This window comes from Hydrogenovibrio sp. JE_KL2 (assembly GCF_009296185.1).
Lineage (GTDB): Bacteria > Pseudomonadota > Gammaproteobacteria > Thiomicrospirales > Thiomicrospiraceae > Hydrogenovibrio.
This window is the reverse complement of the sequence record NZ_WBJR01000002.1, coordinates 44,700-58,641: the sequence shown is the minus strand read 5'-3', so window position 1 is coordinate 58,641 and position 13,942 is coordinate 44,700. Positions and strand designations below refer to the sequence as shown.

Sequence of the window (13,942 nt, the reverse complement as noted above, 5' to 3'; positions counted from 1 at the left end):
TGCCTCCTGTTGTTACACAGGATTTATGTTAGGCACTCGTTAAGTGGATTTATTGAAGAAAAACGACATCTGAAATTTGGTTATGAAAATCTGCCAGGTTGGGGATAACGAGGTTCTATGAGGCATGAGCTCTATCGGCGATAGTTTAGGATAACGCCTTTGAATTCGGTGGCTAGGCTTGCCTGCTGTTGCGCATCCAGCTTTTGCTGGCTATGGCTGAAACCCTTTGCCACCATTTCCTTGCTGAATTTGGCATGGTTGCCGCGACCGGGGTCTACCAAAATCACTTCGGCAGACGGGTTGGCGTGGCGATCGATAAACTGAGACAACAGCTCGATATGATTGGTTTCATAAAGCAAGTCCGAGCCGATAATCAGGTCAAAGTAACCTAGACCAGAGTTTTCTTCATTCCAATCTGTGGTTAAAAACGGAATCTCTTTTTCCTGATTAAGCCGAGCATTTTCCACCAGAAACTTGCCTGCCTGCGGGTGAATGTCCGTTGCCGTAATATCCGCATGGCGCGCATTCAACAACAAGCTCGAAAGCCCTAATCCACAACCGACCTCTAAAATCCGTTTCCCTTTAATATCGAAATGCTCCATCTCGTTTGCCAGCACTATGCTAGCAGGCCAGAGCACACCGAATATCGGCCACTGGGCTGAAGAAATCCCCATGCCTTCCGCTTCACCGAACGGATCATAAAATTGTTGGTTGTCTTTCAGACTGCGGACATGAATATCGAATACATCGAATTCAATGGTTTGATAACGGATACGGAAACCGGACATATAAATAAAGCCTTTTCAATTGCGATATTAAATAAAAACGCAACAAGAAAGACTCAGTCGACTAGGTCGCTACGTGGGAATATTTTTTACTATAAATTTAAAAACTGTTAAGCTCAACAAATATAAATTTAAAAGCCTGTTTTTGGAGAAATATTGATTGTCAGCTTATTGGAAGAATTTAGTGTTATAGAAGTTCATAACCCAAAAAATATTGAGCATCAAGGCACTAAATATAAATTTTGGTATGGAGATCCAGATGCCCCTATTTTGTTCAAGGAAGGGAAAATCCAAGGCGAGAATTGGGCAGAGCTTGTAGCTTCAGAATTAGCAAGAAAAATAGGGCTTCCAGCTGCAGAATATTTTCCCGCAATTTATAAAGAAAAAAAAGGGGTCGTTACCCCATCATTTGTTAGTAGGACTCAAAGATTAGTTACCGGGAATGAATTATTTTCAAGGTTAAATTCCACATATGCAGATGTTTCATTTTGGAAAAGAAAAGATTATAAGTTGGCGACATCACTTGTTATTCTGGAGTCTATGTATGGACACAACGATGAGTTTATCACGCTTCACCCATTATTGCGGCCAGCAGAAATTTTTGTTGGATATTTGATATTTGATTTTTTGATTGCAAACCAAGATCGACATGATGAAAACTGGGGATTGCTTCGTGGAGAAAATCAATTATCATTGGCGCCAACTTATGATCATGCATCAAGTTTAGCCTGTAGGGAGCCTTTAGATAAAAGGCTAGAAAGATTAAAAACCAAAGATAAAAATTATACGATAGAGTTTTTCTTAGGGCGTTCTATTACACCGTTTCATGGTTTAGATAGTAAAAGGCTTAAAAATAGTGATGTTTTAGCTTATTGTTTTAAGCACTATAGCTTTGCCGCAGAGTTTTGGGCAAAAAAAATAATGTCTGTTTCTGATGATTTCCTGATAAGTGTGTTGGATATCTTTCCACATGATTGGATGTCAGAAATAGAGAAAGAATTTACGTTAAAAATGTTGCAAATTAATCGTGGTCACATCCTTGAGTATTTGTAAGGAACTTTAAAATTATGTGTAAAGAATTGGTTTTGACTTGGCAATCACCGTCTAATAGAGAGTGGTTTGTCGTTGGCCGCTTAAAACAGGAACAAAATGCATATAAGTTTGTTTATACAAGAGGCGCTGAAAAAGCAGAAGTTCACGGCTTTATAGGCTTTTCAGGGATGTCAAAATTTGATCAAAAGTACCAGTCAGATACGTTATTTCCTTTGTTTCAAAATAGAGTTTTAAATAAATCCAGACCGGATAGGGGAGATTTTCTTGAATGGTTAGATATGACAGAAGAAAATTATTCTGAGTTTGAAGAGTTAGCAAGAACTGGTGGAATCAGAGTTACGGATAATGTTCAGCTATACCCTGTACCGGAAAATAGGGATGGATTTTATGAAGTTTTATTTTTTACTCATGGAACAAGACATTTAGCTCCACATTTTTTAGATAGAGTTGATAGATTGTCTAAGGGAGAAAAGTTGTATCTAGCTTTTGATCGACAAAATGAAAGAGATAATGATGCAATTCTGTTAAGGACTAAAGACCCGGTTGAGTTTGTAGGTTATTGCCCAAAATTCTTCGCTAAAGACTTTGTAGAGATTTTAAATAAATCTAATCCTTTAGATGACATTGTTACTGTAGAAAAAGTAAATTCATATGCACCGGAACAATTAAAGCTTTTATGTAAGTTTAGAGCTTTGTGGCCAGAAAATTTTATTCCCTTTAATCATGATGATTTTTGTCCATTAATTTAAATTAATGACTAGTTTAGTGTTCTGATTTTATATTTGACTTATGTGTTTAAACTGAAATTTTTGTCTTGGCTTGCTTTGCACTAGCTTCGCCAAGTCTTTGGCAATCACCGTTCCGATTTTTGGCAGCCGCCAATGGTTGGGTTAATTCAAGCATGAACTTTATGTCACTTTTTGCAGTACAGAAAGATCACCGCCAGTAATGGCAGAGAGATTTTTAGTGATTTTCTCCACAGGCCAATCCCACCAGGCGATATCAATCAGTTTGTCTATCTCGTCCTGATTGAAGCGCATACGAACCACCTGAGCAGGATTTCCTCCAACTATGGCATAGGGAGGGATGTTTTTAACCACAACCGACTCTGCTGCGATAATCACACCATGCCCGATTTTAACGCCGGGCATAATCGTAGCGTTATACCCAATCCAAACATCGTTTCCGATTTCGGTATTTCCCTTAAAAGGCAAGCCTTCTGGTTTGGGGATTGCCGCTTCCCAGTCCTGACCGAAAATGCCGAAAGGATAGGTCGAGAGGCCGGACATTTTGTGATTGGCACCATTCATGATGAATTTCACATTGGTAGCGATGGCGCAGAACTTTCCAATAATGAGTTTGTCGCCGATGAACGGATAGTGATAGAGGACATTTTTCTCAAAGTTTTCCGGCCCGCCCAAGTCATCGTAATAGGTGTAGTCACCCACTTCGATGTTGTCCCTCGTAATAAAATTTTTCAAAAAGCCGACTTGAGGAAAGCCTTTCATGGGTTCTTTATCATTTGGATTAGGTCCGAACATCTTTCTTCCTGTGCCTAAAGCGCTAATTTAAATTGAATTTTTTGTTTGGGTTGGCTCTGCGCCAGTTTAGCCAAATCCTTTGAAACAATCGTACCAATTTTCGGGTAGCCGCCAATCGTTGGGTGGTCTTTGAGCATAATGATGGGGTGACCCGACGGTGGGATTTGCACTGTGCCGGGTGTCATGCCTTGCGATACCATCTGAGTGTAGGGCGGTTTTATTTCTTGCTCGGCAATTAAGCGGCAAGCGGTGCGGTCGAATTCGTTGGAGGCTTCAAACGTCTGTTTAAAAAACGCTTGGCGTTGCACCTCGTCAAACTCGTAAAACTGGTGGGCGGGTAGCAATCTCAAGGTGACCACATGACCGAATTCCAAATATTCCGTTAATTCGGATTGTGGGAAATAGGGGGCTTCTTTTTCTTCCGTGGTTGGGCTAAACGGCAAACAATCCTCTACCTGAATCGCACGACCAATACCTTCACGAAAATTCACCGAACGGCTCTGCCAAAACTCTTCGGTTTGAAAGCCGCCATCCACACCCAAGTAAGCCCGCACACCGTCTAAAGTTTGCGCTTGATGGAAGTCGATTTTATCGCCCGCTTGTATTGGCAAAGGTTTATAACGCAGAATGGGTTCGCCATTGCAGGTGGCACCGAGATTGGCACCGGTAATGACAATGCGCGTCGGAGCATTCGCCTCCAAACTGACATGCCCGTAGGGTATTTCCAACACCGCGGCATTTTCAGGATTGCCGAGCAGTTTATTCGCCCAGTCATAACTCACGCTATCCAGTGCGCCGGAAGTCGCCAGCCCGAATTGCTGATAGCCGAAACGTCCGGCATCTTGAATGCTGGCTTGAAACCCTGCTTTTAACACTTTGAAGCACGCCTGTTCGTTCATGGCGTTTCTCCGTTTTTGATTGCGAGGAATTCGTTATATCCAATGGGTTCAAACTTCACTTGGTCACCCACACGAAAGCGCATGAGATTGTCTGGATTGTTGAGTGATAAATCCCAAGGCGTTTGTCCGAGTATTTGCCAACCCGCAGGAGACGCTTTGGGGTAGATGGCGGTTTGTCGGTCGGCAATGCCGACACTGCCCGCGGGTATGCTCAAACGTGGTGAAGCATGGCGCGGGGAGGCAATGCGTTCATCCACTTCTCCCAAATACGCAAAGGCGGGCGCAAAACCGATGGCACATACTTGGTAAGTTCGCTCACTGTGGATGCGGATGATGTCTTCAATGGAGAGTGCTTTTTGTTGGGCAAGTTCAGCTAAATCCAACCCAAATTGCAGGTCATAGCACACCGGAATAACGTGTATTTTCCCGGAGGAATCTTGATGAAAATCTGCCAGGTTGGGGGTGTCTTGTTGTAGTTGTTCGACCAAGTTTTGAAGCTGTTGTTTTGCCGTTGCATAGCTTAGTTGCTGTAAATCGAACACCAATAATAGGCTGTGATAGGAGGGCACAATCTCCCGTAAATTTTGAGCAAAAACGGTTTCAATTTGGGGAATGAGTTTTTGCAGGAGCGGTAAAAAATCCATTAGCCCCGCGGTGTTTTCTGTGCCTGTGCTAAAGGTCAGCAACAGGGCGTTTTCGGAGGCGGGTTGGATTTGGTACTGAAACGTCATACAGCACCCTTAAGCTGGTTGGCGAATGTAATCAGTGCTTCGACCGATGCAGGATTGTCCGAGTGAAAGCATAAGGTATTGGGTGAGGTATGTTGTTGATGTTCCTCGTGAAACATCCAACTTTGTTGGACGATGTCTGTTGCCTCTTGATATAAGCTATTTGGTTGGCTACGCGGCGCAAGTTGTCCGTTATCCACATAAGCACGGTCGGCAAAGGCCTCAAACAGTAGCGCTACACCGAATTCATTCGCAAGTGCTTGGTAATCAGCATCTTTGATACCGCCTTGTATCATCAGTTTGACGGGGGCGTTTTTACCTTGATTGAAGTCTTGGCAAAATGACAGGATTTGCTTGAAGAGGTCATCCGAACGCATCATGTCCAAATAGAGCGCACCATGAGGTTTGATGTGGTGAAGCGTCAGCTCTAATTCTCCAGCAAGTTTGTTGAGCAGTGAAACTTGGTTGACTAGGGTTTCATGCAGTTCGTCTGCGGATAGGTTGATGGATTGACGTCCGAAGTTGGCTTGATCCGGGTAACTGGGATGTGCGCCGATTTTCACACCGTGCTGTTTCGCGAGGGCGAGTGTTTCCACCATGCTGGCAACATCACCCGCATGACCGCCGCAGGCGATATTCGCAAGATGGATGTGCGGCATGACAGAGGCATCCGGGTTGGGGGTGAGATTTTCCCCCATGTCGCAATTAATGAGAATCATGTTTTGCATAGGAAACTTGGCGTAAAATAAACTCCATTCTAAACCAAATTAGTCTTTATGTTTATTCAGGTCGCCGTTCCCGGGCCGTTTTTGACGCCCTTGGATTATCAATATGTCTATGATGAAAAACAGATTCTGCCTGTGGTTGGCGGACGTGTCTGGGTGCCGTTTCGTAATCGAAAACTAATCGGTGTCGTCATGTCGATCAAGGAAACGACGGATCTTGACGTTAAAAAGATTCGTCTGATTTCCGAAGTGGTGGATGCTGTGCCGATTTTCTCCGAGCGGGATTTGCAGTTTCTGCAATGGGCGGCACACTATTATCACGAACCTATTGGCAATGTGATGCAGACGGCATTACCTAAACGCTTGAAAGAGGGGGAGGCGGTGGCGTTGGAAGGGGTCACTGCGTGGCAGTTGAACGATACGGGTCGTGCCGAAGCGTCGGAGAAAATCCGTTCAAACGCAATTCAGCAATTGAATGTGCTGGAGTTCCTTAAATCTCATCCTTATCCGGTGACGGAATCAACTTTAACAGCGTGTTTGAGCGGTTGGCGCGCACCGATGAAACGCTTTCATGAAATGGGCTGGGTGGATAAAACCGAGAAGAATTGTCTGCATGCTTGGCAGCAGGCGGAAGAAGCGAACCATGCACTGAACGACGAGCAGCAAGTGGCTGTGGATGCGGTGTTGGATATGGCTTTGCAGGCAGAGAACTTTCATGCTTTCTTGTTGGAAGGGGTGACCGGCAGCGGTAAGACGGAAACCTATCTCGGCATGATTGAAGCGGTCATCGCGCAAGGCAAACAGGTGTTGGTATTGGTGCCGGAAATCGGGCTGACGCCGCAGACGGTGGAGCGATTCGAGCGATTTTTAAATCAACCGGTGGCGGTAATGCATTCGGATTTGACGGACAAAGAACGCCATTGCGCTTGGTATATGGTGCAGTCGAATCAGGTGAAGGTGTTGCTGGGCACGCGTTCGGCATTGTTCACCCCTTTTGCCAATTTGGGGTTGTGCATTCTCGATGAAGAACACGATTTGTCTTTTAAACAGCAGGACAACTTCCGTTATTCGGCACGGGATGCTTTGGTGCGCCGCGCGCAGTTGGAAAAAGTGCCTGTGGTGTTGGGCTCTGCGACACCATCTTTGGAAACCTTGCACAATGCGATGTCGGGGCGTTACGGCTATCTGAAACTGACGCAACGTGCCGGCGGTGCATCCTTGCCTGAAATGCAGTTGTTGGATGTGCGTGGCGATAAATCGGTGCAGCAGCATGAAGGGGTGTCTGCGGCGTTGCGAGAGATGATTGCGAATCACCTTGAGCGGCAAGGACAGGTGTTATTGTTCCTGAACCGCCGCGGCTTTGCGCCGGTACTGATGTGTCATAGCTGTGGCTGGCAGGCGGCCTGCCCGAGTTGCGATGCGAATATGACTTACCATCATCAATTCCGTGAGTTGCGTTGCCATCATTGCGGTTATCAACAAAAAGCGCCGCAGGCTTGTCCGAGCTGTGGCGAACAAGAGTTCGTGAATGTCGGTCAAGGCACGGAAAAACTGGAAACCATTATTCAGAGTTGGTTCCCAAGCTATAAGACTTTGCGCATTGACCGTGACACCACCCGAAACAAAGGTCAGATGGCGGAAGCCACACAGCTTGCCCGTGAAGGGAAGGCGGATATTTTGATTGGTACGCAAATGCTGGCAAAGGGGCACCACTTTCCCAAAGTGACTTTGGTGGCGTTGTTGGACATAGACCAAGGTTTGTTCAGTTGCGACTTCCGCGCCGCAGAGCGTATGGCGCAATTGGTGGTGCAGGTGGCGGGGCGTGCCGGGCGTGCGGAAAGAGAAGGCGAAGTGGTGATTCAGACCCATCACCCCGACCATCCGTTACTGAAAACTCTGGTTGAGCATGGTTATGATGCCTTTGCGAAAGAAGCGTTGGACGAGCGTAAAGCGGGAGAGTTGCCGCCGTTCAGTTATCAGATTTTGCTGCGTGCGGAATCTATCGACCCACACTCTGGCTGGCAATTTCTATTGGACATAGAATCGGCATTGCAACTGAAAGCGGTCGATCAGACAAAATCTGCCAGGTTGGGGTCAGCACCTTTGGAGGCCTTTGGCCCGGTTTCCGCACCGATGTTACGACGACAAGGGCGGTTTCGTTATCAGTTGTTGCTACAAAGTTCGCACCGAGGGTTGTTGCATCATTGGTTGGGCAGTCTGGAGTCGAATATCTACGCGCACCCATTGGTAAACAAGGTTCGTTGGTCGATAGATGTCGACCCACAAGAGATGAGTTGAGTCGGTATCTGACATACGGAAAACTGAACAAAAACACCGCCAAAAGGCTTGGTGTCGGTGTGAAAAACCTTTATGATGAAGTAATAAATAAAATCGAAAAAACACTGAATTATCCGGCTGTCGCGGTTGGTAAATCAATAGGAAGTTTTCAATGGCACTACTGGCAAAACTCTTTAAAGCGTTGAATGCAAATCAGTACCCAGGTCAGATTTCATTATCGTTTGTTCTCGGCATGATTATGGGTTTGACCCCGTTGTTTTTCCCTCATAACTTACTGACCTTAGCGTTGGTATTCTTTTTAAGAATCAATATTTCCGCATTGTTGGTTTCTTTAGCCTTTTTCTCCGGTTTGGCCTATCTTCTCGATCCGGTGTTCAACCAAGTCGGCCTGGCGGTGTTACAGTCATCATCACTCGAACCTTTGTTTACCGAAATGTATAACAATGCATTCTGGCGTTTCATGCATTTCAACAATACGGTGATATTGGGTAGTGTACTGGTGAGTTATTTGTTGGCGATTCCTGCATTTTTTATTTTCTTGGTGCTGATTAGAACCTATCGCCATAAGTTCCTGGCATGGGTGTCGAAATTTAAAATCGTTCAAGTGCTGAAAGGCAGCGAAAAAGTGAAGACGGTTGTGGGGTTGATGGAATGACACAAGCTACGAATACTGTGCAAAACACCGAAGAAGTAAACGCGCCAAAACAGAACAAGCCGAAAGGATGGATTCGCTGGTCGGGTCTGGTGACTTTCCTTGTGTTGGTAGGTGTTGTTTTTGCCATGACTTATCTGGCACTGACGATGGTGCTAAAGTCTCAACTTGAGAAGTATGCTTCACAAGCTTGGGGGGCGGAAATCAGCATCGACCGTTTGGATTTTAGCTTTTTGCCGTTGGGTGTCAGCTTGAATGGCATTGACGTGACCGACCCGAAAAAGCCGATGCAAAATTTGGTGACGATTGGACACTTGGGTGCGAGCCTGAATATGTATCAATTGGTGGTCGGGCGCACTGTGATTGAAGATATGAGCGTGCAGCATTTGGCATTCAACCAACCACGGATGACTTCGGGTGCGTTGAAGCAAACAGCAAGCAATACTGAAAAAACGCTAGCGAAAAAAGAAGACAGTAAAGCTTCAAGCGGCTTTGCCGTACCAAATATGTTGGTGCCGAATCCGCAGGATATTCTTGGTCGACAATCCTTCAAAACCACCGCTCAGGCAGAGAAAATTAATGCGCAGTTGAAACAGCTCAACGATAAGTGGACGTCTTTGCAAAAACAAATGCCTGACAGCAAAGTGATTGCAGATTATCAAAAACGCTTTGAGGCGTTGACGAAAGGTTCAATCAAGAATTTTAACGACCTGCAGGCGAAGCAGGCAGAGTTTGAAAAACTGCAAAAAGAAGTCTCGCAAAAAACAGATGCCATCAAGCAAGCGCAGACATTGTTTGACAAGGATTTACCGCAATTGAAAAACGAAGTGAAGGCGTTGAAGAAAATGCCGGCACAGGATTTTGCGAAGTTGCAGTCGACCTACAGCTTGGATCAAAACGGTTTGAAGAATTTTACTTACTTGGTTTACGGCGCGAAAGTACGTGAATACACAGATCAGGGCTTGGCGATTTATGAGAAGGTCAAACCTTTCATTGAGAAGTTCGCTGCCGAGCGCGCGGCGGCGAAAAAACAGCAAGTTGAAGAAAAGCACAAACGTCAACTTGGACAGGATATTGCTTTTGTTGAGCATGATCCTGAACCGGATTTTATTATCAAACGTTTTAAGCTGTCTTCCGATTTGGATTGGGGGAAAGTGGCTGCAACCGCGAACAATATCAACTTTGATCAACCGCGAAGCAGAATGCCGACTTTGTTCAATGTCACCGTTCAGCCGACAACACAAAAAACTGCGTTGACGATTAAGGGGCAAAGCAACTGGGTTCAAGCTGGAAAAGGCTTTACCGAGGCGAAAATCAGTTGGCCGGGTTATGCGTTGAAAAACTGGGCAATGTTGAAAGACGATAACTTGCCATTGAGCATGAAGTCTTCAGAAGTGGCGGTGAACGGTAAGATCAAAATCACCCAGTCTCAAAAAGTCGATGGTGTGGTGGATTTGGATTACCAAAAGGTTGCTTTCGATATGGGCGCGACCAAGTCGAAAGAAGTGAAGCAATATCTGGCACCGGTGTTTGAAGCTATTCACCAGTTTACGGTTACGTCTGATGTGAGCGGTGAATTGTTGTCGCCAAGCATTGGCGCGCGTTCGGATTTGGATCGTAAAGTATCCAACTCGTTGAACAAGGTGTTGAACAAGCAGATTGCCGATGCCAAGGCACAGTTGAGAAAGCAGTTTGATCAGAAAATGGCGGATCAACTGGAGCCAATCAACCAAAAGCTGTCGGCATTATTGGGTGATCAAGTGAAATTGAACAGCAATGCCAAGGGCGTGAATGACATCTTGTCGACCACGCCGGAAAAATTCGTCGAGCAACTAAGGGCGAAGTACGAAAAACAAATGAAAGAAGAAGCTCAGAAAAAAGCGCAAGATGCGATTAAGAAAGAGCAAGATAAGCTACAAAACCAGCTCTTAAAACAGTTTAAGTTTTAAGGCATAAGATTGATTGCAGTAAGAGATGAGATTGAGAGGGTGAAGGTGTATGGCTATATGACGAATGCACTCACTCTTTTTGATGTGGACAAAGGATGGTGTCTTTATGCGTAATAATTCTCCAGTAACCCAAAATGAACGTTTGATTCCTGAAGATTATATTCTGGTATCGGAAACGGATTTGGTGGGGAACATCACTTATGCGAATGAACACTTTGTAGAAATTAGCGGTTATACATGGGCGGAACTTGAGGGGCAGCCCCATAACATGATTCGTCATCCTGACGTCCCGCCGATTGTCTTTAAAGATTTATGGGAAACTCTGAAAAAAGGAAAATCCTGGCATCAGTATGTGAAGAACCGTTGCAAGAACGGTGATTATTACTTGGTAGAAGCCAATATTGCACCGATTGTTAAAAATGGTGAAATCATTGGTTACAAATCAATTCGCAACCCGATTAAGCGAGAGATGATTCCGCAAATCGAAGCGGCTTATCGCAAACTGGCTGAAGGCAAGCTGGTGATTCGTAAAGGAGCGGTGATAACCCGTTTTTCCGAAAAAATCGCCCGCTGGAGCCCACTCCCTAAGAAGAGCATTCTTGGAAAAACCATGGTGCCATTGGTCATCATGGCACTTATGTGGAGTATCGTACTCCAGATTTATCTGCAAAAAGTGGCGGATGACATGTATCTCAGCAGTGTGCATGAGCGCCAGGCCTTGTTGGTGGATAACCTTAACGCCAAAATCCAAAGTCAGTCACAAATCGCTGAAACCAACGCTGTGGGCTTGGCGGGGAACTCGGCTTTGATCTACGGCTTGCATGACAAGCAGGCCACGGTTATCTGGCAAATTCTAGAAGTGAACTATCAACAGTATGTGAAACGTTCGCACATGAAGAATATCGGCTTGGCGGTGTTTGATGCCAATATGAAAAAAGTGTCGAATAGCGGGGTGAATATTTCCGTTACGACGATGCCGGAGCATTTAACTACCAAAATTGTTTCGCAGCCTGAAGGTGCATTTATTCAAGCACAGGTGCCGGTTTTGTTTGGTGAGAAGAAAATCGGGTTGGTGGTGTTCAACTTGCCATTGACGGAGATGTTGAGACTGGAGCAAAACCGTGATCATCAATATGCGGTTTATCACGCGGGTGGCAATCAATGGATGCCGACAAAGGGGTTTGAAGATTCACCAGTGAATCAGCAGATTGCACAAGCTGACCGCTCGACTTTGGAAAAAGAAGGTCACTTGGTTATCGGTAACCGTTTGTTGGTGGTCGATCCTTTGAAAGAGGATGGCAAGTTGGTCGCCATGCAAGTGATTTCCGAGTCAACCGGCGTGTTGAAAAAAGTTTTGCATGACAGTTATTTCATGATCTATGTCGCGCAGGCAGCGATGAGCGGCGGGTTTATCCTGTTGTTGATTCAGGTGTTCTGGAGAATGCGAAGCTTCATCCTGAAACCGATGAAGAGCTTGACGGAAAAACTCAAAATCGCTTCGGAGGATGGTTCGCTGTCGGTGCGTGCCGATGTGTATTCTTCTGATGAAATCGGCCGTATGGGCGAGAGCTTCAACCTTTATGTGTCGGAAATCCAGCATTTGATGATGAGTGTGTCGGATATGATTGATAAGCTTTCTCAGGGTCAATTGAGCACACGCATCGATACCGATGTTAAAGGCGATTTGAATATCCTCAAAAATAACGTGAACACTTCTGCGGATAATATACAGACGGTGATTCAAGAACTGAAACGCGCCATCCACTCCATTAAAGACGCGCAATATCACTTTGAGACAGCGCACCAGTTCGAGGGTGAGTTTGGTGTAATGGTCAGCGAATTGAAGTTGGCGATGGACGATACCTTGAAAGCGATTACCGGTATCAATGGCACAATGGAAGCCATCTCCGAAGGGAATTTCTCGCAACGATTGAACGTTGAGTTAGTCGGCGAGTTGGCAAGTTTGAAAGAAAATATCAACTCGTCTCTGGATCAGTTGGAATCCGGTATTTCTGAAACCGTTGAAGTCCTGGTGGCGCAGTCCGAAGGGAACTTGAAGCAGCGTGTACAGGGCAAATACACTGGTAAGTTGGGAGTGATGGCGGAAGCGGTGAATACCTCGTTGGATAACATTTCCAGCGCGATTTCCGAGTTGAAGTCGGCCTCTGATACGGTTAATAACGCTTCCAGCCAAATTGCGAAAGGGTCTGTCGATTTGGCGGGACGAATTCAAAATCAGGCAAATACCTTGCAGGAAACCGTCAACTCCATGGAGATGATTACCGAAATGGTTCGTCAGAACGCGCAAAACGCGAATGAAGCCGCAGCCTTGGCAAGCTCTGCCAAAGAACAGGCGGACAACGGTTCTGAGGTGATGAGTCGTACTAAACAGGCGATGTCCGAGGTATCGACTTCCAGCCAGAAAATTTCGGAAATCATCGGGCTGATTGATTCAATCGCATTCCAAACCAATTTGTTGGCGTTGAATGCGGCTGTTGAGGCAGCAAGAGCGGGTGAGCATGGTCGTGGTTTTGCGGTGGTTGCAGGCGAAGTGCGCACTCTGGCTGGTAAGTCAGCCGATGCGGCCAAAGAGATCCGCACCTTGATTGAAAGAACTGCCGGTCAGGTCTCTGATAGTGTGAATTTGGTTGAACAGTCGAACCAGGAATTCATTTCAATCGTCGATGTTTTGATGCGCATGCATGAATTCATCGGACAAATTGCTCAAGCGAACAAAGAACAAACGCGTGGTGTTGAACAAATCAACACTGCGATGGAGGGGATGGATTCGGTCACCCAACAAAACGCTGCACTGGTGCAAGAGACCGCGGAAGCGGCAAATATGTTGAATGCCGAAGCGGATGAAATGAAAAATCAGGTGGGCTTCTTTGATACCAAGTCATCTGAACTCGATAGTGGGATGACGCGTTCACTGGCGGTTATGGACAGTTTCCATGTTGAAAAAGCTCAGTCGACTGCCAATGTGTGGGATTTGGCATTGGCGGAAAGAGCTTTGAGAACCTGGGTGAATAAACTGCAAGCCTATATCAATGGGCTGGGGGATGTGAGTCGAGATGACTTACATGAAAACAAAATGCTGTCAGATTGGCTTAAAAACCAAGGGAAAGAGACATTTGGAGATCAGTCAGAATTCCGCTTATTGGAACAGCTTTACCCGACTTTGAGAAGCGAAGTCATCAAGACTTTCGATATGCAGCACAATGGTGAAAGTGCCGAAGCACAGGTTCACTTCATTATCGTTAAAGAAATGTCGACGAGTGTGTTGGACCTGCTCAAGGCACTTCAATAAGC

The 13,942-nt window shown here is 45.6% G+C and carries 11 protein-coding genes; 6 read left to right on the top strand and 5 right to left on the bottom strand.

What is annotated here, in order from left to right; all coding sequences use genetic code 11:
- Nucleotides 1-131: 131 nt before the first annotated feature.
- Nucleotides 132-788, bottom strand: a complete 657-nt coding sequence (locus tag F8R13_RS04595) for a methyltransferase (protein ID WP_152832169.1) — start codon at nucleotides 786-788, stop codon at nucleotides 132-134.
- A 153-nt stretch (nucleotides 789-941) separates the two neighbouring features.
- On the opposite strand from F8R13_RS04595, the gene F8R13_RS04590 reads away from it, so the two are divergent.
- A complete protein-coding gene (locus F8R13_RS04590) occupies nucleotides 942-1,838 on the top strand; it encodes a HipA domain-containing protein (protein ID WP_152832168.1) in 897 nt (298 codons plus the stop codon).
- 14 nt (nucleotides 1,839-1,852) lie between these two features.
- Nucleotides 1,853-2,587 (top strand): HIRAN domain-containing protein, encoded by a 735-nt coding sequence (locus F8R13_RS04585; RefSeq protein ID WP_152832167.1) that lies wholly within the window; start codon nucleotides 1,853-1,855, stop codon nucleotides 2,585-2,587.
- A 159-nt stretch (nucleotides 2,588-2,746) separates the two neighbouring features.
- Here the strand turns inward: F8R13_RS04585 and F8R13_RS04580 are convergent, their stop codons facing one another.
- From F8R13_RS04580 to F8R13_RS04565, 4 genes are read right to left on the bottom strand one after another with little or no spacing between them, the layout of a single operon-like run.
- On the bottom strand, nucleotides 2,747-3,379 hold the full coding sequence (locus F8R13_RS04580; RefSeq protein ID WP_152832166.1) for a Vat family streptogramin A O-acetyltransferase: 633 nt from the start codon (nucleotides 3,377-3,379) through the stop codon (nucleotides 2,747-2,749).
- Between the two features lie 14 nt (nucleotides 3,380-3,393).
- Nucleotides 3,394-4,278 (bottom strand): biotin-dependent carboxyltransferase family protein, encoded by an 885-nt coding sequence (locus F8R13_RS04575; RefSeq protein ID WP_152832165.1) that lies wholly within the window; start codon nucleotides 4,276-4,278, stop codon nucleotides 3,394-3,396.
- Nucleotides 4,275-5,009 carry a 5-oxoprolinase subunit PxpB gene (pxpB, locus tag F8R13_RS04570; RefSeq protein WP_152832164.1) on the bottom strand — a complete coding sequence of 245 codons (735 nt, stop codon included), beginning with the start codon at nucleotides 5,007-5,009 and terminating at the stop codon, nucleotides 4,275-4,277. Before pxpB ends, F8R13_RS04575 begins: the two co-directional genes overlap by 4 nt.
- Nucleotides 5,006-5,734 (bottom strand): 5-oxoprolinase subunit PxpA, encoded by a 729-nt coding sequence (locus F8R13_RS04565; protein ID WP_152832163.1) that lies wholly within the window; start codon nucleotides 5,732-5,734, stop codon nucleotides 5,006-5,008. The genes pxpB and F8R13_RS04565 overlap by 4 nt, the downstream gene beginning before the upstream one ends.
- Before the next feature lie 48 nt (nucleotides 5,735-5,782).
- Between F8R13_RS04565 and F8R13_RS04560 the strand changes: the two genes are divergently transcribed.
- The 4 genes from F8R13_RS04560 to F8R13_RS04545 all read left to right on the top strand — a co-directional run bounded on the left by F8R13_RS04560 (nucleotide 5,783) and on the right by F8R13_RS04545 (nucleotide 13,940).
- Nucleotides 5,783-8,029 carry a primosomal protein N' gene (locus F8R13_RS04560; RefSeq protein ID WP_152832162.1) on the top strand — a complete coding sequence of 749 codons (2,247 nt, stop codon included), beginning with the start codon at nucleotides 5,783-5,785 and terminating at the stop codon, nucleotides 8,027-8,029.
- A 151-nt stretch (nucleotides 8,030-8,180) separates the two neighbouring features.
- Entirely contained in the window at nucleotides 8,181-8,684 is a 504-nt protein-coding gene (locus F8R13_RS04555) for a DUF2062 domain-containing protein (protein ID WP_152832161.1), read from the top strand.
- Nucleotides 8,681-10,630, top strand: coding sequence for a TIGR03545 family protein (locus F8R13_RS04550; RefSeq protein WP_152832160.1), 1,950 nt, complete (start codon nucleotides 8,681-8,683; stop codon nucleotides 10,628-10,630). The genes F8R13_RS04555 and F8R13_RS04550 overlap by 4 nt, the downstream gene beginning before the upstream one ends.
- A gap of 106 nt (nucleotides 10,631-10,736) precedes the next feature.
- On the top strand, nucleotides 10,737-13,940 hold the full coding sequence (locus F8R13_RS04545; RefSeq protein WP_152832159.1) for a methyl-accepting chemotaxis protein: 3,204 nt from the start codon (nucleotides 10,737-10,739) through the stop codon (nucleotides 13,938-13,940).
- Nucleotides 13,941-13,942 lie beyond the last annotated feature (2 nt).